At 62.6% G+C, this 21528-nt stretch carries 16 protein-coding genes; 10 read left to right on the plus strand and 6 right to left on the minus strand.

The annotated features are described in order from the left end of the window. The first annotated feature begins 3 nt into the window (after nt 1-3). The 5 genes from JL474_RS15415 (at nt 4) to JL474_RS15435 (ending at nt 7681) form a co-directional block, all read left to right on the plus strand. Nucleotides 4-1617 carry an NADH-quinone oxidoreductase subunit L gene (locus JL474_RS15415; RefSeq protein WP_203142773.1) on the plus strand — a complete coding sequence of 538 codons (1614 nt, stop codon included), beginning with the start codon at nt 4-6 and terminating at the stop codon, nt 1615-1617. Further along, nucleotides 1614-4052, plus strand: coding sequence for a YbcC family protein (locus JL474_RS15420; protein WP_203142774.1), 2439 nt, complete (start codon nt 1614-1616; stop codon nt 4050-4052). The genes JL474_RS15415 and JL474_RS15420 overlap by 4 nt, the downstream gene beginning before the upstream one ends. Nucleotides 4053-4294: 242 nt before the next feature. Next, the gene (locus JL474_RS15425; RefSeq protein WP_123633964.1) at nt 4295-4660 is read left to right on the plus strand and encodes a hypothetical protein; all 366 of its coding nucleotides are present in this window, start codon (nt 4295-4297) and stop codon (nt 4658-4660) included. Beyond that, on the plus strand, nt 4661-4837 hold the full coding sequence (locus tag JL474_RS15430; protein ID WP_203142775.1) for a DUF1289 domain-containing protein: 177 nt from the start codon (nt 4661-4663) through the stop codon (nt 4835-4837). It begins immediately after the preceding gene. Between the two features lie 264 nt (nt 4838-5101). After that, nucleotides 5102-7681 carry an EAL domain-containing protein gene (locus tag JL474_RS15435; protein WP_203142776.1) on the plus strand — a complete coding sequence of 860 codons (2580 nt, stop codon included), beginning with the start codon at nt 5102-5104 and terminating at the stop codon, nt 7679-7681. Between the two features lie 38 nt (nt 7682-7719). Here the strand turns inward: JL474_RS15435 and JL474_RS15440 are convergent, their stop codons facing one another. Together JL474_RS15440 and JL474_RS15445 are read right to left on the minus strand one after the other, a co-directional pair. Then, on the minus strand, nt 7720-8985 hold the full coding sequence (locus tag JL474_RS15440) for a DUF2254 domain-containing protein (protein ID WP_236012298.1): 1266 nt from the start codon (nt 8983-8985) through the stop codon (nt 7720-7722). A 143-nt stretch (nt 8986-9128) separates the two neighbouring features. Further along, a complete protein-coding gene (locus JL474_RS15445; RefSeq protein WP_203142778.1) occupies nt 9129-9731 on the minus strand; it encodes a TetR/AcrR family transcriptional regulator in 603 nt (200 codons plus the stop codon). Between the two features lie 159 nt (nt 9732-9890). Here JL474_RS15445 and JL474_RS15450 point away from each other — a divergent pair, with 159 nt between their 5' ends. Then, nucleotides 9891-11288, plus strand: a complete 1398-nt coding sequence (locus tag JL474_RS15450) for a DHA2 family efflux MFS transporter permease subunit (RefSeq protein WP_203142779.1) — start codon at nt 9891-9893, stop codon at nt 11286-11288. Between the two features lie 59 nt (nt 11289-11347). Beyond that, entirely contained in the window at nt 11348-12022 is a 675-nt protein-coding gene (locus JL474_RS15455; RefSeq protein WP_203142780.1) for an HAD-IA family hydrolase, read from the plus strand. Here the strand turns inward: JL474_RS15455 and JL474_RS15460 are convergent. Next, nucleotides 12019-14301: an FdhF/YdeP family oxidoreductase gene (locus tag JL474_RS15460; RefSeq protein ID WP_203142781.1), complete on the minus strand. Its 2283-nt coding sequence runs from the start codon at nt 14299-14301 to the stop codon at nt 12019-12021. The two genes, JL474_RS15455 and JL474_RS15460, sit on opposite strands and share 4 nt — an antisense overlap. A 287-nt stretch (nt 14302-14588) precedes the next feature. Between JL474_RS15460 and JL474_RS15465 the strand changes: the two genes are divergently transcribed. Next, nucleotides 14589-15533 carry a homocysteine S-methyltransferase family protein gene (locus tag JL474_RS15465; protein ID WP_203142782.1) on the plus strand — a complete coding sequence of 315 codons (945 nt, stop codon included), beginning with the start codon at nt 14589-14591 and terminating at the stop codon, nt 15531-15533. Between the two features lie 31 nt (nt 15534-15564). On the opposite strand, the gene JL474_RS15470 is transcribed toward JL474_RS15465, so the two are convergent. Next, a complete protein-coding gene (locus JL474_RS15470; protein WP_203142783.1) occupies nt 15565-16602 on the minus strand; it encodes a zinc-binding alcohol dehydrogenase family protein in 1038 nt (345 codons plus the stop codon). A 118-nt stretch (nt 16603-16720) separates the two neighbouring features. Here JL474_RS15470 and JL474_RS15475 point away from each other — a divergent pair, with 118 nt between their 5' ends. Then, entirely contained in the window at nt 16721-17662 is a 942-nt protein-coding gene (locus tag JL474_RS15475; RefSeq protein ID WP_203142784.1) for a LysR family transcriptional regulator, read from the plus strand. A gap of 68 nt (nt 17663-17730) precedes the next feature. Here JL474_RS15475 and JL474_RS15480 read toward each other — a convergent pair whose 3' ends face one another. Beyond that, nucleotides 17731-18372 (minus strand): NAD(P)-dependent oxidoreductase, encoded by a 642-nt coding sequence (locus JL474_RS15480; protein ID WP_203142785.1) that lies wholly within the window; start codon nt 18370-18372, stop codon nt 17731-17733. Nucleotides 18373-18483: 111 nt separating this feature from the next. Here JL474_RS15480 and JL474_RS15485 point away from each other — a divergent pair, with 111 nt between their 5' ends. Beyond that, nucleotides 18484-19371, plus strand: a complete 888-nt coding sequence (locus JL474_RS15485; protein WP_203142786.1) for a LysR family transcriptional regulator — start codon at nt 18484-18486, stop codon at nt 19369-19371. Nucleotides 19372-19432: 61 nt separating this feature from the next. On the opposite strand, the gene JL474_RS15490 is transcribed toward JL474_RS15485, so the two are convergent. Continuing rightward, nucleotides 19433-21058, minus strand: coding sequence for an arylsulfatase (locus JL474_RS15490; RefSeq protein ID WP_236012299.1), 1626 nt, complete (start codon nt 21056-21058; stop codon nt 19433-19435). Between the last annotated feature and the right edge of the window lie 470 nt (nt 21059-21528).

Here is a 21528-nt window from a genome sequence, read left to right on the forward strand (position 1 = left end):
TTTATGAACGACCTTGCAACCGTATTTTCCATGCCAGCCCTCCTGGCCTGGCTCCTTCTGCCGGTGTCGCTCCTGCTGCTGGCGGGCTTCACGGGCTGGCAATCCAGCACACGGACCACCGGGCTCTGCTGGCGCCTCGCCAGCCGCCTGCTGGTGCTCTCGATCGGGGCCACCGCCCTCATCGGCGTGCTGCTGGTGGTCGATGCCTGGATCGCCGACACCGGCCTGCCGGAGATGGGCCATCGCCTGGGGCTCCAGCCCGATGGACTGGCCGTCTGGATGGCCCTGATGGTGGGCTTCATTGGCTGGGTCATTCTCCGCTACGCGGACACCTACCTGCTGGGCGATCCCGCACGCCATCGCTTCCTGCCCTGGTTCCTGACCACGCTGGCGAGCGTCCTTCTCCTGGTTTTCACCAACAACCTGCTGGTCCTGGCCTGGGCCTGGGTCGGTGTCAGCCTCGCCCTGCATCACCTGCTGACCCTGTACCATGACCGCCCGGAAGCCCGTCTCGCGGCGTTCCAGAAGTTCATCGTCAGCCGTATCGGCGACATCTGCGTGATGACCGGCGTCTGGCTGCTCTACCGCCACTACGGCACCTTCGACCTGCCTGCCATGATCACATCCGCCGGTGACACGGCCCAGGGCAGCACCCATCTCGAGATCGCCTCGGTCCTGTTCGCCGTGGCAGCGCTGCTGAAGTGCGCCCAGGTGCCGTTCCATGGCTGGCTGCTGCGCGTCATGGAAGCGCCGACGCCGGTCTCCGCCCTGCTCCATGCGGGCGTCATCAACCTTGGGGGCTTTCTCTGGCTGCGGCTGTTCCCGGTGCTGGACGGTTTCTCCCCGGGGCATCTGGTCCTGCTCGCTGTCGGCGGCCTGACGGCGGTGGTCGGGGTGCTGACGATGATGAGCCAGGCCTCCGTCAAACACGCCCTGGCGTGGTCCACGTCGGCCCAGATGGGCTTCATGCTGTTCGAGATCGGCATGGGCGCCTACACCCTGGCCTTCCTGCACCTGTTGGCTCACTCGCTCTACAAGGCCCATTCGTTCCTGGCTTCGGGGCGCACGGTGTCGGCGTCCCGGGTGGCGCCGTTCGCAACGGCCGATATCCGTTCGCGCCTGGCCTGGAGTGCAGCCGTCGCCGGCTTCGGGCTCGCTCTACTGTGGCTGAAACCGGGGCTTGTGGAGAATAACCCGGTGCTGGGGGCCATGCTGATCCTGGCGATTTTCGGGTCGGTGCTCGGTCTGCCGGCGGGTATCCGCCTGCGTCAGAAGCTGCTCCTGGGCGGCCTGGCCGTTGGCCTGATACCAATTTATGGGCTCGCCCACTGGCTGCTGGGCCCGGTCGTCGCCCCGCACTTCACCGGACCACTGCCCCTGGCGGGTGTGGTGATCGGACTGCTGATGGTCGGCACCCTCGCCCTGGTCTCACTGATCCTGCTGCTGAATCCGCAGAGCCGGATAGCCCGAACGCTGCGATTCCACGTGAGCAACGGCTTCTACCTGATGTTGCCTTTTGACCACCTGACAACGCGGCTGGCGAACAGCCTCGCCTGGCGGCAACCGGCCGAGGCGGCGTCGAAGAACGATCTGTCCATCCTGGGAGACAAGTCATGAATCAGGTCAGCGTATCCCGCTTTGGTAAACCGGCACTGGCGTCCGACCAGAAAGACGCCCTGACCCGGGCAACGTCCGTGATTCCACCCAACTGGCCGCTGGACCGGTGGATTGCCGTCAACCCCTGGTGGGGCCTGCGGCACCTTCCCGCCGAGCGGGCCTCCCGCATTCCCGGCGCGCGGGCCAAGACGTCCATGCTGATGCCGCCCGCCTTCTACCGCGATGCCTGGCAACGGGGCCGCATCCGGGAAGAAGACCTGCGAGACGCCCAGCGCGAGAGCGACGGCCATGCGACGCGGGACACCCTGCTTGCCGCCCTGAAAAACGGCGATACGGACAGCGGCATGGCGGCGCCCTCAATCCTCGACCAGACGTTCGGCAGCAGCGTCAGTCCGGCCATGGTGGCCGTTCGGCAACAGGTCGCGCGAACCTGCGGACTGTTCTTCGATACCCGGCAGTCGCGGTGGCTGGTGGACCTGGCGTCTGACGGTCTCTTTGCGAGCTGGCTGGAGCAAAGCCGGCACGACCCGCTCCTGGACCGCCGGACCGGTCTCGCCGGGGCCCGGTCAATCCTGAAAGACATGCCGGCCGCCCCGGCACAGGCCAGCAACTGGGCCATCGGTATCCTGAACCTCTCGGCAAGCGAACTGGAAGCACTGGCACACCGGCTGCTGTTCGAGCTCGTTGGCTGGAGCGCCTGGTGCAAGGGCGCCGAATGGCAGGCCGCGCTGGATGGTGGCGCAGCCAACTTGTGCGACCAACTGCTGGTGATTCTGCTGGTCTGGGAGGCGATTGGCGTCCATCTGGCAGCGCCGGAGCAGCGGCACCAGTGGCAGGCGGCCTGGAACACCTACCTCAAAGGCGCGACGCAACCCCATGACCCGACCCTGTGGCTCTGGCACCGCGCTTACGAGCGGGGCTATCAGCGGGAACTGATCGGCACGCTGACCGGTCCCAGAGATCCGGTGAGCACGGCGCCGCCGGCCGGGGCCGACAGCGAGATCCAGGCCGTATTCTGCATCGACGTGCGGTCCGAGGTGATGCGCCGCCATCTTGAGGCGGCGTGCCCGACGGTCCAGACCCTCGGCTTCGCCGGCTTCTTCGGTATGCCGGTGACGCACCGGGGCCTGGGGCCGGAGGACGACATGCCGAGGCTTCCGGGACTGCTGGCTCCGGTCTACCGGCTGGTGGACTCCACCGGCGACCGTCAGGCGGATCGGACACAGTACCAGGCCGCCAGCCAGCGCGAGATGACCCGGCAGACGGTGCGTAAGGCCAAGTACAGCAGCCTGTCCAGTTTCACGCTGGTCGAAACCACCGGACTGGCCTGGGGCTGGAAGTTGCTCCGCGACAGCCTGTACCGGAACCGTACGAAGCCGGCCACGTCCACCCCGGCCAAGAGCGGCCTTTTTCAGCGCTATGGCGGTGACCCGGTGTCCGACCCGGAAAAAGTCGACCTCGCCGAACGGATGCTGCGCGGCCTGTCGCTGACCACCGGCTTCGCGCCGCTGCTGGTGTTCGTCGGGCATGGCAGCCATACCGACAACAATCCGCACCAGGCCGGACTGGCATGCGGTGCCTGCGGGGGTCAGAACGGCGGAGTCAATGCGGCACTGGCGGCCCGTCTGATCAACGATCCCCAGGTCCGTGCCGGCCTGGTGGCACGGGGCATCCGCATTCCCGACTTCACGCTGGCACTGGCTGCGGAACACTGCACGGTGACGGATCGGGTCACGGTCCTGAATCGCGAGCAGGTGCCGGACAGCTACCTGAAAAAGCTGATCCGCCTGGAAAATGCCTTCACCGAAGCCGCCCGGCGCAGCCGCCGGGAGCGGGCTGCGGCCCTCGGCCTCGCCGGCCATGACGACGACCGCCTGCTGCAACACATGACCAAACGTACGGTGAACTGGTCCGAAGTCCGGCCGGAATGGGGGCTGGCGAACAATGCGGCCATCATCTTCGCCGACCGATCCCGGACGCGGGGGCTGAACCTGAAGGGACGCACGTTCCTGCATGACTACAAGCCCTCGCAGGATCCGGATGGCACCGTGCTTGAGGCCCTGATGACCGCGCCGATGGTGGTGGCGAACTGGATCAACCTGCAGTACCTGGGCTCGGTGGCGGCGCCGGAGACCTTCGGTGCGGGCAACAAGCTGCTGCATTCGGTGGTCGGCGGCAACGTGGGCGTGATCGAGGGCAACGACCCGGACCTGCGGATCGGCCTGGCGCTCCAGTCCGTCCACGACGGCGAAGCCTGGCGCCACGAGCCCGTGAGACTCAACGTGTTCATCGACGCCCCGCGCCAGCACCTCGAGCGGATCCTGGCACAGCAACCCGATGTGGCGCGGCTGGTGGAGAACCACTGGCTGTGGCTGTTCCGTTTCGCCGGGGACAGCGTCGAGCAGTACCGCAACGGCGACTGGCAGCCGTGCTGACAACCACCGGCCCGCGCCCTGGATGGTCGTGGGCCGGCTTTTCACTACCGGCACATGCCGGCCGATCAAGCCGTGCCTCACCGATACCCCTGCAATCCGGAATTCCGTCCGATAACGACAACATGTTATAACGTATCACATTTTTGCTCGACAGCCCGTCGCCTGATGAACCCGTCACATGGACCGGTACGTCACTGGATAAGGCGATGTTCGGATCCGAGTACACCGCGTCAGGAGATAGCATGATGGTCAAGAGAGAACGCGACCGGTTGGAGCGCCGGTTGATCAAGGCGCTGACCCGATCCTGTGAGGACGCCAAGCCCATAATTCCCGGCTTCACCTGGCTGACTCACGAGGTCGATTACCAGCGATTTCCCGGAAGCCTGATGGTGACCTGGGTGTTCGATACCGATGCCAACCTTGCCCAGGCACTGAAGAGCGGCGACCGACGGCGAATACAGGATCTTACGGCCGGAGCATTGGCCGACGCCGGAGTTGAGGTGGACGATGTAGCTCAACACGTGGACCTGGACAGCGAAGAGGCGTGCCTGAGGACCCATGCCGGCAACTGGCAGCAACGCTTGAAAACCAGGTCAGCGAGGCACTGAATGGCGGCGAAAATCGATTCCCCCTGCCAGTCGCTGTGCCAGCTCAAGGGCGGGCTTTGCACCGGCTGCGGCCGCACGACGGAGGAAATCCGTCACTGGAAATCCATGAAGCGGCCCGAAAAGATGAAAGCGTCCAAACGGGCGGAACAGCGGCTGAAGAAGATAGCTTCCGGCTGACGTCCTATGAGCAAACCCCATATCGGGTCGTCATCAGTCATCGGGTCCGCTCGCGCGGTAATGGCCCGAAAAGGAGGATTCAATAAATCGGCGATACGGAGGTGGTCATGCCTCAGCCGCTGCCAAGCAGGGCCACGTCACATTTCACAATTATCTACAACAAAAGTCTAAGGTCTGCCACCGCGGCGCCGATATGATGATGGAAGCACCCTTACCGAAAACAAGACCATAACGCTCAACGGCCTACTGCGGGGTTAGCTGTTCGTGATCCTCTTCAAACCGCTGCGTTTTGCCTTTGCCCTGTTGTGGCTGTGCCACTGGCAACTGGCCCACGCGGACCAGAAGCCTGTTACCGTGTTGCCCTCTTCACCGATCGAGGCCCACTTCCAGTACTGGGAAGATCCGGACGGCCAGGCCACGATGGATCAGGTACGGGCACTGCCGGACGACCAGTGGCAAACCAATCCGACGGACAGCGCCACCTTTGGCATCACTGAATCGGCCTACTGGCTGCGGTTTGCGGTCCGGAACCAGACGCCGGAACGGGTTAACCTGATCGCGGAAATCAGCTACTCGCAGCTGGACGACGTGATTTTCCATGAGTTCGACGACGACCGGGAAACGCACACCTTCAAGACCGGCGACACCCGCCCCTTCTATCCGCGGGAAGTGGATCACCCCAGCATGCTGATGCGTTTCGAGCTGGAACCCGGACAGGTCAAGACGATTTACGTGCGCGCCCAGACGGAAGGCTCGCTGGTCCTGCCATTACGGGTCTGGCGGGAGAATAAATTCTTCGAGGCCGCCGCAAACGAGCAGAAGCTGCACTTCTTCTACTACGGCAGCCTGGCCGTCATCATCCTGATCAACCTGGCGGTCTTCCTGACGCTGCGGGAAAAGCTGTACCTGTTTTACGCTCTGGCCATTAGCGGCTATTTGCTGTTCTTTGCGTCCATCAAGGGCTACAGCTTCCAGCATATCTATCCGCAGTTCCCGGCCCTGCACGCGCGGGCGCTGCTGGTGTCGATGCCGATTCTGGCGTTTTTCTCGGTTCTGTTCTGCCGGGAGTTCCTGAAGATCAAAACCCATAGTCCGCGGCTGGATATCGCCATTCGGGGGATGATCCTGTTCGAAGCGTTCAATTTCGTCGCTGCCCTGACGCTGAGTTACAACCACGCCGTGATGCTCTCGTCCGTGTCGGCACTGGTGTTCTTCTCGCTGTTGTTCGTGGCAGGCCCGATCACCTGGGCGGCCGGCGTGCGGGCCGGCGCCTTTTTCACGCTGGCCTGGACGCCGCTCACCGTTGGCGTTCTTGCGACCGCCGGTCGCGCCCTGGGGTTCTTTCCCGCCACGTTCATCACCGAATACGCGATGCAGATCGGCTCGGGCCTGGAAGCGTTTATCCTGACCCTGGCCCTGGCCGACCGCCTGTATCGCGAACGGGAGGATAAAATCGAGGCCCAGGCGGACAACCTGCGTAAGGAGAAGGCCCGTCACGAAGCCCACAACAAACTCACCGAGGCGATGACGCACGATCCGGTGACCGGTCTGCCTAACCGCAACCGCTTCGAGTGGATGGTCAACCAGCAGCTGCGCATGGATCCGGAGGGGCAGTACCTGGTAGGCGTCGCGAGGATCACCCGCCTCGACGAAATCAACCGCACGCTGGGCCTGAGCCGCAGCGAGCGTCTGCTCAAACGCATTGCGGAACAGATGACCGAGCTGGCCTCGGAACTGCCCATCGTGGAGGGTACCCAGGATCACCAGGGACGGGATGAGCGGGTGTATCAACTGTCCGGCGACAGCTTCGGGCTGCTGATCAATTCGCAGCGGGTGGATGATAGCTTCGAGGGGCTGGACCAGGCCTTGCGGCTGCTTTCGGAGCCGATCGCCCTGGACAACCTGGCCATCGAGCTGCACCCGAAGTTCGGCGCTGCCAGCTACCCCGAGCACGGCGATAACGCCGCCCTGCTGATCCGCAACGCCCACGTGGGTATGGAGATCACACCCGTCGGTTCCCATGAAACCGGGCTGTACTCCCAGGACTTCGACATCTACAGCGAGAGCCGGCTGACGTTGATGTCCGATCTCCGCGAAGCTCTGCACCGGGAGCAGACGGTGCTGTTCTATCAGCCCAAAATCTGCCTTCAGAGCGGCGAGGTCACGGGGATTGAGGCGTTGATTCGCTGGCACCATCCGGAGCGGGGCTGGGTCTTTCCCAGCGACTTCATTCCCCTGGCCGAGGAAACCGGCGTGATCAACCAGCTTACCCGCTGGGCGATCGGGCGCGGCATCCAGGATCTGACGGCGCTGCTGGGTGATTACCCCGATCTGGAGGTCTCGATCAACATCTCCGCCCGGGATCTGGTCTCCGGCGAGCTCAATGCGCTGATCGAAGACCAGTTGACGCGGCACCGGATCCGCCCGGACCGGCTGACCATCGAGCTCACCGAAACCGCCGCGATGGAAGATCCGGCCACCGGGCTGCAGGCGCTGAAGACCCTGGCGGATATCGGCATACGGGTATCGATCGACGATTTCGGCAGTGGCTATTCGTCACTGTCGTACCTCAAGCAACTCCCGGCTTCGGAAATCAAGCTGGACCGCTCGCTGATCCTGGACGTGGATACCAGCGACGGTTCCAAAGTCATCGTGGAAACCGCCATCAACATGGCCCACGGCCTGGGTTACAGCGTCGTGGCCGAGGGCGTGGAAGACCAGGAGACCGCCCGTTTGCTCAAGAGCATGGGCTGCGACAAGTTGCAGGGATACTGGCTCTGCCATCCCCTGCCGATGGAGAAACTGAAACCGTGGCTGGCCGCCAGGGTGGCGTGTCCGGTCTGATCGTTTTCTGCGGGTTTTCGGGTGACCGCCAAACGGGATCAGGTCCCCTGCTCAAAGATAGCTCGCAGGCGTGCCCGGTCTTCATCCGTGAGAGAGGCTTCTTGGCTCAGCCCGATCGCCCGTCGGGCGTGGTGGTCTGCGGCGGCCTGCGTTTCGAAATCTCCACACGCCCGCAGTGAGCGGAGGGCTTTCTGCAAACGGGTGCCCACTTCAATCAACCCGGCACCGTCCCGACTGATGCCGGTAAAGGCATCGTCAAACAGATCCCGGACGTCCAGCGCCGGCACCATGACCCGGCTGCATGCCGTATCGGGCGCAATGTCCTCCGATAAGGGCTCCTGCCACCGGCTCAACAGGGCCTGGCTCTCCACGATGACGTCGATAGCCGTCCCCGGATCGTTGATCGCGGGCGATAACGCGCGGCAGGCAATCTGCGACAACACCACGAATCCATAGCGGGGATCTTCGTCGAACGTTCGGGCCCTGCCAATCTGGAACTGCTGGGCAACCTCATCGGGATCCCAGCCCTCGCCATTGTTCGCGCCGCCATGCAAATAGGCCAGGGGGATGTCAGGGGCGATGCAGGTGCCCGGCAACGCCGCCACGGTGATGCAACCGTCGACGGCTTCAGCCTGTTCCTGCAATCCCCGGATGTCGATGTGCTGCAGATAACCCACCCGGCTCGTGTAGACGGCCCGTCCCGCAAGTTCATCACCCCGGGGTGGCACGCCGCCCAGGTGAGGGGCCCGTTTGCGGGTGTCCAGGGCGACGGCGGTGGCGGCCGCGACCTTGCCCATGATCATGCCGAGGCGCCCCAACCTGGCGATGCGGTCAATCCAGGTGACGAAGGTTAAAATCACGATGCCGAACACCAGGATCGTCAGGATGAACATCACAAAATGCCCGCCGGCATCGTAATCGCTGTTCTTCACCGCGATCAGGCCCACCAGGCTGTAGATGAACGTGCCGATAAACGCGGACAGTGCGAACTGGGAAATATCATCGGCCACCACCAGTGGAAATGCCCGGGGCGAGGCGGTGTTGCTGGCCGACGCATAGGCGGACACCATCGATCCCACCGCCAGCGATGCAATCACGAGCATGCTGGACGCCATGATCGACAACAGGGTTTCCACCGAATCGCCGGAGACTTCAGGCACGTAGTCCCCCAACCCGGTCCCATTCGCCATCTGCGCCAGTAAGGCACCCACAATGGACAACACACAGGCGGCCAGCGGTTTCACCCAAAGCTTTTCGCTCACCCGGTTGAGGTAGAAGCGCAGTTCACCCGCTAATCGACTCATGGGCATCTCGTGTCCTTACCAAAGAATGCAGTATCTGAAAGTCGCAGCAAGATGCGGGTTGCGGCGACCGCTGGCCTTACGGGAACTTGATGAATAACGGGAAGCTAGCTGAATTCTATTGTGGTCCATTCCGGCCGATGGCTCTACAGATCCAGCAAGCGATCCAGGTGGTTGTGAAACACCGATATGGCGGCTTCCACCGTTTGTTGCCCTACCAACACGCTCGTACCGAGCCCGTGGGTGATGGCGAGTATATGGGCAGCTTCGACAGAGGCCTCCAGATGCGGCGCCAGCTCACCGGTTAACTGGGCATCCTGAAGCGCTGTGACCAGCTGCTGCTCAAGGCGATCGGGCCCCTCAACAAACGGCTGGGCCGCCAAATCGGAATGGGTCATCGCCAACACTGCGAAGGACGTCCAGACGAGGTGGAACGTGCGACTGCGCTCATCGGTTGGCAACGCCGCAGCGAAAAACGTTTCAAGGAACCCTCGCAGCGACGGCGGGCCCGGCCGTTCGCTGAGGTAGGCATTCCATCGTTCATGGCTTTGCCGCTCCAGCAACCGCAACGCGGAATGCATCAGGCTGGCCTTGTTATCGAAGTAGTACTGCACCAGCCGGAGCGACACCCCGGACTCGATGGCCACACCCCGCATCGTGACGGCGTGCAGACCGTCGCGGCCGGCAAGGCGTATCAGCCCTTCTGCAATCCGGTTTCGGCGCTCTTCATGGTCGACTTTTTTCGGCAAGGCCAGCTCCCTGGTGGTTTTTTCAGTTTTTATGATACAAATGTATCATGAAAAGATGACCGCGTGAGACACAACCTCGCGTTCTCATGACAGCAACCGACGGGTAACCACTCCGATCAACGGGAGACCCACCATTGCACAGCATGGAGCTGCACTGGCATGACTCTGTCACCGAATGATGACCCACCCCATATTCCGCCCCGGCTATGGAAAATCGCGGCGGTAACCGGGACCGCCGCTTTCATGGCCATGCTGGATTCGACGGTGGCGAATCTTGCGCTGGAATCCATCGGCCGTGATTTCGAGAGTTCGCTTGCCGTTACCCAATGGGTGGCCACGGGCTACCTCATCGCTCTGGCGGTGTCCCTTCCCACCACCGGCTGGTTGGGTCATCGATACGGCTATGGCCGGGTTTGGGCCGTTTCTATGGCCACGTTCATCATCTCATCCGCTCTCTGTGGCCTGGCTCCAGGGCCGACGACGCTCATCGCCGCAAGGCTCCTGCAAGGTTTGGCAGCCGGACTGATGGTCCCGGCCGGACAGGCCGTTATCGGATCAACCGCCCACGCTAACCAGCTGGGACGACTGATGGGCACGCTGGGTCTGGTGATTGCGCTGGGGCCCGCCGTTGGGCCCGGCATTGCCGGTTTCCTTCTCGACATGGGGTCATGGCGCTGGCTGTTTTTGCTCAATGTGCCGATCGGTATCGTGGCCATTATCGCGGCACGGGATCTGGTACCGCGAGGGGCAAGGGATGAAGGTCGCCCCCTGGACCGGATGGGGCTTGTCCTGGTTGGGCTGGGCCTGCCCTTACTGTTGTATGGCGCGAATAGAATCGGAACTGACAGCGCCGACATAATAGCCGTTTCAACGGCTGCCATCGGCGTGGTGATGACCGTCTGCTTTGTTCCCGCACAGTTGCGGACTCGCTATCCGCTGATCGATATACGCCTGATGCACCACCGTCCCTTCTCAGCGGCGACGATGACAACGGGCCTGACAGGCGCCAGTATGTATGGCGGACTGCTCCTGTTGCCGCTGTACCTTCAACTGGCAGCGGGCCGAAGCGCCGGCGAAACCGGTCTGATGCTGCTGGCCATGGGGCTGGGCAGTGCCGTCGTTCTGCCGGTTGCCGGCTCATTAACGGATCGCTTCGGCACCGGCGCCACAGCCATTTCAGGAGCGGCCCTTCTGCTGGCCAGTACGATTCCCTTCGTCCTTTACCCGACAGTGCTGTCCAACACGACCCAGACGGTACTGCTCATCTCACGAGGCATCGGCCTCGCCCTGGCACAACTGCCTGCCATGACCGCCGCCTATGGAACGGTTACCCGGGATCAGATGGGCGATGCGGCAACCCTCGTCAACATCGTCCAGCGTCTCGGCGGCGCGATGGGCGCTGTCGGCGTCGTGATCGTCCTCACATCATCCGGCGGTACGGCCCGGATCGACGCCTATGTTGGCGCGTTCGCCGCGCTGGCCTGTCTGGCCGCCCTGGCCCTGGTCTCTACGGCACGTATGTGCGCTCCCGAGCGCAACCAGTACGATCGATCTTGAAACCGGCACCGCGTAGTATGACGGGCTCACCCGCCACGACTGCATAGGCCCTATACACCATGGCATCCATAAACCTTCCGAAAAACCGCTTCGCCGCCCTGCTCTTCGATATGGACGGCACGATCCTGAGCTCCATCGCTTCCGCCGAGCGCGTCTGGGCCGATTGGGCGCGGGAGCAGGGCCTTGATGTGGAAGCCTTCCTGCCGACGATCCATGGCATCCAGGCGGTCGAGACCATCCGACGTCTGGGATTGCCCGGGGTGGATCCAGTGGTTGAGGCCGAACGCATCACCCGGGCAGAGATCGAGAACGTGCAGGATGTTGAGGCCATTGCAGGCGTTGCGGCGTTCCTGGAAGGCCTGCCCGACGAACGCTGGGCGATCGTCACATCGGCGCCGCGGGCACTGGCGGAACGACGCATTGCGGCGGCGGGCCTGCCGTTGCCGGCGGTGTTGATCACGGCTGAGGATGTGGCGCGCAGCAAGCCGGCGCCGGACGGCTATCTGCTCGCGGCCGAGCAGCTTGAGGTCGACGCCAACGACTGCCTGGTTTTCGAGGACGCGCCGGCTGGCATCGAATCCGGCCTTTCCGCGGGTGCCCGCGTTGTGGTCGTCACGGCGACCCACAATCACGCATCAGGCGGAGCGCACCCGGCCATTGAAAGTTATCACGGACTGCAGGCCGTATCGGAAGCCAGCGGGATCGCCGTGCTCGGGATCACGGTATCCGGCTAGCCATCGCGCTCAATGCGCACCGGCACCGACTTCGATCCCGGCGTCTTCGATAATTGATCATGGTGACTCACCGGCACCAGCACGTTGCACTCCGGGTAATAGGAGGCGACCGTGCCGACGGGTATCCGGTACGGGGTGACCACCAGACCGCCCAGCCGCCGGTCCACGCCATCGTCCAGATCCGTGACCAGTCGGACGACATCCCCTTTCTCGACGCCGGCCTGTTTCATATCCTCCGGATTCATCAGCAGGACATCCCGCGTGCCCTCGATGCCATGGAACCGGTCCGAATAGCCGTAAACGGTGGTGTTGAACTGGTCATTCGAGCGCATCGTGAGCAGACTGAAGCGACCGGGCCGGGGCTCGAATCCCAATGAGGTGAGCTTGTCCGGTGTCGTAAACAGGGCCCGTTTTTCCGGCGTTTCCCAGATGCGTTCATGGGCGGCGATGCCGCGATGGAAACCGCCAGGCTCGAATAGGCGCTGGTTGTAATCCCTGAAGTCATCCGGGTACGTCTGCTCGATCAAATCGCGCACCCTGGCGTAGTCGCCCACCCAGTCGTCCCATTTCACATTGGGGTTTTCCGGAAGCAGCGCCTTCGCGATGCCCGCCACGATCGCCAGCTCACTTTTCAGGTGTTCCGACGCCGGCGTGCGATGCCCGGTGGAGCCGCTGATCATCGAGAAGCTGTCTTCAGTCGAGATCGCCTGCGGCCCGGTGGCCTGCTGATCCACTTCGGCGCGGCCCAGGCACGGCAGGATGTAGGCGGTCTTACCCGGATAGAGATGGCTGCGGTTCAGTTTGGTGGAAATCATCACCGTGAGGTTCTGGCGGGCCCAGCTGTCTTCCATCCGCTGCTGATCCGGCACCGCCCGCAGCAGGTTACCGCCCAGGCAGATGCTCGCCTTGACCGAGCCATCGATCAGCCCTTCGACCATTTCCACGATGTTGACGCCGTCCTTGGTCGGCGGCTCGAACTGGAACAGGGACCGCAGTTTGTCCATGGGCACCAGATCGGCCTTTTCGGCGATCCCCACCGTGCGCTGGCCCTGGACGTTGGAATGTCCCCGCACCGGACAGACGCCGGCACCGGGCCGGCCGATGTGGCCGCGCAGCATGAGGAGGTTCACCAGCATGCCGATGTTGACGGAACCATGGGTATGCTGTGTCAGCCCCATGCCGTATACCCCGATAACACGTTCCGCCGCCATGTAGGCGTCGGCCGCCTCCTTCAGGGTGGCTTTCGACAAGCCGCTGCGGGACTCGATGTCCGACCACTCGGCCGCTTCGACGGATGCCAGGAAACGATCGAATCCCTGGGTGTGCTGCTCGATGAATTCCACATCGAGGATGCGCGCGCCGCCCTCGCGCTGCGCCACCTTGTCGGCGTCGATCACGTGTTTACACATGCCCATGATCGCCGCCACGTCGCCGCCGGCACTGAGCTGATGGTACTGGTCTGAAATCTTGGTCTCGCGGCCTGTTGTCATGTCGATGGCGCTTTGCGGATCGACGAACGCCACCAGCCCCTGCTCGATGATGGGATTGAAGGTGACGATTTTGGCCCCCCGCTTTTTCGCGTCCTTCAGCGGGTGAAGAAAACGGGGGCTGTTGGTTCCGGGATTCTGACCAAAGAAGAAAAACGCGTCCGTCTGCTCCAGGTCTTCCCAGACGATCGTTCCAACCGGCGACCCAATGACTTTTTTCAGACCCACCGAGGTGGTCTCGTGGCACATGTTCGAGCTCTGCGGCAGATTGTTGTTGCCATAGAGCCGCGCCATCAGGGCATACAGATAGGAAGCTTCCAGCCCGGCGTGGCCAGAGGCGTAGAAGACGGCGCTTTCCGGATCGAGCGCATTCAATTCCCTGGCAATCTCGCGGAACGCGGTGTCCCAGTCCACCGCCTCGTAGCGATCGGACTCCGGGTTGTAGCGCATTGGATGGGTGAGCCGGCCGGTCTTTTCCAGTTCGTGATCGGTCCAGCGGCGCAACGCGTGGACGGTGTGATCGTCCCAGAACTCCGGCGTGCAACGGTCGCGGGTCAGTTCCCACATCACCGCTTTCGCGCCGTTTTCGCAGAACTCAAAGGCGCTGTAGTTCTTCGGCTTTGGCCAGGCGCAGGAATTACACATGAATCCGCCCGGCTTGTTCATGCGCCGCAGCGTGTCCATCGCGGTCGGCGAAGCGGACGATTCAACGGAGACGCTGGCAATGCCTTTCAACGATCCCCAGCCACCGGCAGGGCCATGTCCCTCTGTGATCTCGTCGTCTTGGCTCATAAGTTCCCTCCTGATGAGTTCACTGATACGCAAGTCTCACTATACGACCCGGATCGGGATCAGAGGCCAACTGGTTTTGCTTTGATCAAGTTCGGTATGCCTCAAAACGTGGAGGCGCATCCGGGCTATAAGAATGGATTTTTATAAGGGCGTACGGTTTTACACCGCCAAGTTACTTCCCCTCCTGAACGCCCGTCATCGATACTGCCAAGAGCCACTGGATGGCAGGCAGACCTCCAAGGACGGGCGACAGGATCGACGTCCCGCCCACGGATACGGAGGTGACCATGGCCAAATACCTGAATGCCCTGCCTCAGCTGTCCGGAGATATCTTCCTGACCGATGGCGGCATCGAAACCACGCTGATGTTCCACGACGGGTGGGAGCTGCCCTTTTTTGCGGCGTTTACCCTGCTGAAGTCACCACGTGGAAAAGAAGCCCTGCGGCGATACTTCCAGACCTACGCCACCCTGGCGGCCGACTATGGCGTAGGCTGCGTTCTGGAGAGCGCCACCTGGCGGGCCAGTTCCGACTGGGGCGACAAGCTCGGCTATTCGGAAGAGCAACTGGCCGAAGCCAACAGCGAGGCTATTGCGCTGCTCTACGAGATCCGCCAGACATCCGAGACCCGGCATACCCCGATCGTGATCAGTGGCTGCGTCGGCCCCCGGGGCGATGGCTATAACCCCGATACGTTCATGACCGACCGCACGGCCAAGGCCTACCACCTGCCACAGGTCACCACCTTCCGTGATGCTGGCGCCGATCTGGTGACGGCCATCACCATGACCTACACCAGCGAAGCCATCGGCATTGCCCGCGCCGCGAAAGCCGTTGGCATGCCGGTGGTGCTGTCGTTCACAGTGGAAACGGATGGCAGGCTGCCCAGCGGCAAGCCACTGGGCGAAGCCATTGAGGACGTCGACGCCGCCACGGATGCGGCGCCGGTGTACTACATGATCAACTGCGCCCACCCGACCCATTTCATGGCGGCCCTGGAGGCCGGCGGGGCCTGGCGTTCCCGGATTCGCGGCCTGCGTGCCAACGCCTCGGCCAAGAGTCATGCCGAGCTGGATGAGGCCACGGAACTGGACGAAGGCGATCCGGATGGATTGGCGCAACAATACGGCGATGTGCGCCGACTTTTGCCCAACCTCAACGTCTTTGGCGGATGCTGCGGGACCGACGAGCGGCATGTGGAGGCCATCTGCAAGGTGGTACTGGCGACCTGACGTCCGGGCAATGCGACCGCCACTTCAAGGCTCAGAAACCTTCCAGCACGATCTTGCCCACCGCTTGCCCAGACTCAATTTCCGCATGGGCGGCCTTGAGGTTGTCGGCGTTGATGGTACCGAGGTGCTTGCCTGCGGTGGTGCGGATGTATCCCTGGTCCACCAGCTCGGCCACCCGTTCCAGCAGGGTATGCTGCGCTTCCATATCGCGGGCATGATGCATAGAGCGCGCAAACATGAACTCGATGTGCAGCGACAGGCTCTTGGTCTTGATTTTCATCACGTCCAGCGCCCCGGGGTCGTCGATAAACGCAATCCGGCCGAACGGCTCCAGGACCTCGATGTAGCTGTCGAAATACTGGTCGGTGGCGTTGAGACTGGCCACGTGGGTGACGGGGCCGACCTGGCCAGCCTCGATCAGCGCATCGATCTGCGGCTTGAGGGGCTGCCGGTGATCCACCACAACATCAGCCCCCAGGTTCTGCACCCAGTTCCGGGAGGCGTCGCGTGAAGCGGTTGCGATCACGGTCGCGCCGGTCAGCGTTTTGGCCAGTTGGACCAGAATGGAGCCCACGCCGCCGGCCGCGCCGACGACCAGAAGGACCTCGTCCGAGGTTGCCGACGAACCGGGCGCCTGCTGCGCCAGTTCCAGGTGTTCGAACAGCAGCTCCCAGGCGGTGATCGTGGTCAGCGGCAGGGCGGCGGCGTCCGCATCGGACAGGCTCTTCGGCTTGTGACCGACGATGCGCTCGTCCACCAACTGATATTCAGCGTTGCTGCCCGGACGGGTCAGGTCGCCGGCGTAGTAGACGTGGTCGCCCGCCTGGAAGCCGGTAACGTCGGGCCCGGTGGCCACCACCTCACCCACGGCGTCCCAACCGATCACCTTGTAGTTTCCGTCTTCAGCCGGGACGTTCTGACGGATCTTGTAGTCCACCGGATTGACGGCAATCGCGCTGATTCTGACCAGCAAATCGCGGCCTTCGGCCACCGGCTGGGGCAGTTCGATATCCACGAGCGCCTTGGCGTCGGTAATGGGCAGTGCCTGGGTGTAGCCAATCGCTTTCATCGGAAGACCTCCTGTTGGGTCATGCGTGTATGAGATTCGATGGCGGTCAGTGTGGCGCTGATTTACACTTCCAAAAACAGCCTAATCACTGAAACTTTCTCAAAAATTATTTGAAAATATGACACTCGAAGACCTGCAGGTTGTCCTCAAGGTGGCGGAGTTCCGCAGCATTACGGCCGCGGCCACCAGTCTCGACATGCGATCCGCCACGGCCAGCGCCGCCGTCAAACGGGTGGAACAGGCGCTGGGCGCCGAGCTGTTTGTCCGGACGACGCGTCAGCTTCGCCTGTCCGGCGCGGGGGAGAAGTACCTGCCGCAGTGCGAGCAGGCGCTCCAGCTGCTGGCGCAGGCACGCAATAACATCCTCGACGATCAGAATGCGGTGGAGGGGGAGCTGCGGATCGCTGTGTCGTCGGACCTGGGGCGAAACCGGTTGATGCCATGGCTGGACGAGCTGATGGCGGAGCACCCCGGCCTCAGCCTGCGGGTGAACATCAGCGACAGCAACATCGACTTCTACCGGGACTCGGTGGACATGGCCCTGCGCTACGGCTCGCCCGAGGACGCGCACCTGCACGGCTTCAAGATCTGCGATGTCCAGGGTGTGCTCTGCGCCACACAGACCTACCTGGACCAGCACGGCACGCCTACGCACCCCCATGAATTGACGGCGCACAACGGGCTGTTCTACCAGCTTCAGGGCATCCCCCATGACGTTTGGAGTTTCACCCGGGGCGACCAGACGTTCAGGGTGAGCATGCGGGGCAACCGGTCCTCCAACGACGGCGATCTCGTGCGTCGCTGGTGTGTCGCCGGCCAGGGTGTGGCGGTCAAATCCTGCCTGGACATCTCGGCGGACCTGCTCGCCGGCCGGGTGGTGCCGGTGCTGCCCGATTACCAGCCCCGCAAGACCGAGCTCTGGCTGATCTGTCCCAGCCGCCAGTCCATCACACCGGCCATGCGGCTGATCCGGGATCGACTGCGCGAGCACTGCGCCAGCCTCCTCTCGGAATTAACGTCACGGGGTCTCCTGCCCGGAGCCGCTGAAAAACCGCAGTAAGCGCTATCCGTTCGGCCATAAAAAACCGCAGCCAGACGCTGCGGTTTTCAGGCTGGCAACGCGTCGGATCAGGCGTAAGCCAGCGTGAACCGACGGTTGGGATGCTGGGGCGATTCCAGCTCATCGATCATGGCTTTGGCGAAGTCTTCCACCGAGATCCGGCTGTTCCCGTCGGCATCGGTCAGCAGTTGATCCGTGCCCAGTTGATAATCGCCGGTGCGTTCACCGGGAGCGATCATCGCGGCCGGGCTCAGCATGGTCCAGGCCACGTCCGACTGGTGACGCAGGGACTCCAGAGCATAGCGGGCGCCCTCGGCTGTCGCCTTGTACTCGGCCGGAAATTCTGGCGTATCGATCAGCAACTGGCCCGGCGCCACTTCCAGAGAGCCGGCCCCGCCAACCACCAGCAGGCGAGACACCTGCGCGCCTTTCGCCGCCGCCAGGATGCTGTCAAAGCCCCGGTTGTAGTAGCCCGCCACGTCGGACTGGGCATGGCCGGAAAACGCGCTCAGTACGGCATCGTATCCGCCAAGTGCCTCGGTCAGGGCGGCGGTGTCCTGGACATCGACCGTGCGGATCGTCAGGCCGGGGCGAGCGGTCAGTCGGTCCGGGCGAGTCACCAGGGCCGTGACGCTGTGCCCCCGGCTCAGGGCTTCTTCCCGCAGGGCGGATCCGATAAAACCACTGGCACCAATCAATGCAACGTTCATGTGTCTGTCCTCTCTGGGTGATGGGTATGGCGGCCAGTATGCGAGCGGTTATTGATTCGAAAAACAGATCATTCAATAATTCATTGTTATTGGATTCGAAACGATACCCCCATGATCAACGAACTGGACCTCAACAACCTGCCCCTGTTTATCGCGACGGTCGAGGCCGGCTCATTTACCGGCGCCGCGGACCGGCTGGGCTGTACCAAGACCAAAGTGAGTCTCAAGATCCGCGCCCTGGAGAAACATCTGGGGCTGACGCTGTTCAGCCGGACCACCCGACAGGTCGCCCTGACCGAAGCCGGCCAACGTCTCTATCGGGACTGCCAGCCGCTGCTGGCCCAGCTGGGGGAAACGCTGAGTGAGGCCGGCACCAGCGCACGTTCGCTGTCGGGTTCACTGCGCATCACAGCGCCGATGGATCACATGACTCAGACCCTGGCCCCGGCGGCCGCGGCCTTCGGCCGGCGTCATCCGGACCTCAGCATCGAGCTGCGCAGCGGCGACAAGGTGGCAGACATGGTGCAGGACGGCATTGATCTGGCGATCCGGATGGGCTGGCTGAAAGACTCCACGCTGCGGGCCCAAAAGCTGGGAGAGTTTGATCAGCAGGTGGTGGCATCCCCGGGTTACCTGCGCGAATTCGGCACACCCCGTCACCCGACCGAACTCAGCCACCACCGGTGGATCGAATTCACACCGCTGCCCACGCCGCTGACCTGGTCGTTTACCCGGGGCGACGAGCAATGCCAGGTCCAGATGAGCAGTCGGATCAAAGTGGACAGCACAGGGGCGTTGCTGAGCCTGGTCCGGAGCGGTGCCGGGTTGTCGGCGATGGCGACTGTCGTGCGCCGGGAGGACACCGGTCTGGTCAGGCTGTTTGAAGATTGGCAACTGACCCGGGGCGGGATTTACGCCGTTTTTCCACCCGGTGCGTTTATTCCCGCCAAAGTGCGGGCCTTCGTGGACTTCTACCGCACCTGGCTGGCGCAGCACTGACGGCGGCGGTCCGGGGCAGCAACGGAAATCACTGCCCCGGGTGTTCCGCGTGGATCACAGGTTAGTGGGAACCCTGCATACTGCTCAGTTTTTTCTCGATCGAACTGAGGTTGAACGAGCCCGGTGACTGGCTCGGCGGGTACTCCTCCATCGTCTTCAGGAACTGGGTCGCGAGGGCCTGGATGGGCACGATAATGAACGCGTGATCCAGCAGCCAGTCGTAGTAGATGTTGGCGTTATGCTGGGCTTTCTCGAACGGATCGCGTCTCAGGTTGAAGATCTGCGGCACCCGCAGCTCGACAAACGGCTCCTGCCACACGCCAAAGGCCTGCCCACGGTTTTCCAGGAACACGATCTTCCAGGCGTCGTAACGGGCCGCCACGACGTTACCGTCGTCATTCACGTACCAGAACTCATTGCGTGGCGACTTGTCGGTGTTGCCACTGAAGTAGTCGACCATGTTGTAGCCGTCGATGTAGTTCTTGTACTTACGGCCATCAAGGGTGACGCCGTCCCGCAGCTTTTCCTTGATATCCGGCGCACCGGCAACCGCTGCGAACGTCGGCAGCCAGTCCTCGTGGGAGACGATGCCGTTCAGCGTGGTGTGATCCGGGAAGTGGCCCGGCCAGCGCACAAAGGCAGGCACGCGGTAAGCGCCTTCCCAGTTCGAGTTCTTTTCGCCCCGGAACGGCGTGGTGCCGGCATCCGGCCAGGTGTTGTAGTGCGGGCCGTTGTCGGTCGAATAGAACACAATGGTGTTGTCGGCGATGCCCAGGTCGTCCAACAGGGTCAGGAACTGGCCGACGGTGGCATCGTGTTCGATCATGCCATCGGTGTATTCGTCATTCCCTTTATGGCGATGGTCTTCCCGAACGTGGGTGCGGAAGTGCATGCGGGTGCCGTTCCACCAGACGAACCAGGGCTCACCGGCCTCGGTCTTCTCCTTGATGAATTCCATCGCCCTCTCGGAGGTCTCGTCGTCGATGGTTTCCATGCGTTTGCGAGTCAGTGGGCCAGTGTCTTCGCAGGTCTGCTTGCCCCACTCGCCAAAGCGCGGCACCTCGGTGGTATCCACCTTGTCCGTGGCGTAGCAATGCAGCACGCCACGGGGACCGAACTGCTCCCGGAACGTCTTGCCGTTGGCCAGTTTCATATCGCCGGGATAGTCCTCGTTTTCCGGCTCCTCCTCGGCATTCAGGTGATAGAGATTGCCGAAGAACTCATCGAACCCGTGGACCGTGGGCAAATGCTCGTTGCGGTCGCCCTGGTGGTTCTTGCCAAACTGGCCAGTAGCGTAGCCCTGACTCTTGAGCACCGTCGCCATGGTCACGTCGGTTTTCTGCCAGCCTTCCTTCGCGCCAGGCAACCCCACTTTGGTCATCCCGGTGCGCACCGGCACGTTCCCCCCAATGAATGCAGCACGACCGGCCGTACAGCTTTGCTGTCCGTAATAGTCCGTGAAGGCAATGCCTTCATCGGCAATCCGATCGATGTTGGGCGTCGGATAGCCCATCATGCCGTGGTTGTTGTGGCTGATATTCCAGTAGCCAATATCGTCCCCCCACAACACCAGAATGTTTGGTTTTTCCTGTTGCTGTGCGGCTAATGCTCCGCAGGCAAACAGGCCAAGCAACGCTGCGACAACCATCTGCAGACGTAACGGGTGCCTTCTCCAATGCCCTTCCATAATGCCTCCAACCCATGTTCAAAGGCGGCACGCACAGCACTCGCGGCCACGCCACTCATGTTCCTGACTCTGGACCAGGCACGATCGTGTGCCCGTCTCAGGACGCCCGGATATCCACCGCCGATCGTTGTGCGCCGACTCATGATCGGCTCAGCCAGACAACGGGTGAATCCACATCAGGGTTTGTTCGCCAACGCCACGGCCATGGCATCTCGGATGATTGACAGGAAGGGACAGACGACAGAACGCAGGCCACCGGGAGGCAGCGCAGCGCATTGTATGGAAGAGATTTTGAGCGCCCAATAGACTAGTGCCCACAGCAAACTCCTTTCCTTGAAGCTTCCCGACAGACAACTGCATTGGCCGATAGACAGGCTGGCACTGCCAATTGAAAACTGGGGTGTTCGAAATATTGACCGTGCAACTCCAGTTTGCACTCTTAAGATTAGAGCATCGCCGGGCATGTGCAA

The sequence above is a fragment of the Marinobacter mangrovi genome, assembly GCF_016798325.1.
Classification (GTDB): domain Bacteria; phylum Pseudomonadota; class Gammaproteobacteria; order Pseudomonadales; family Oleiphilaceae; genus Marinobacter_A; species Marinobacter_A mangrovi.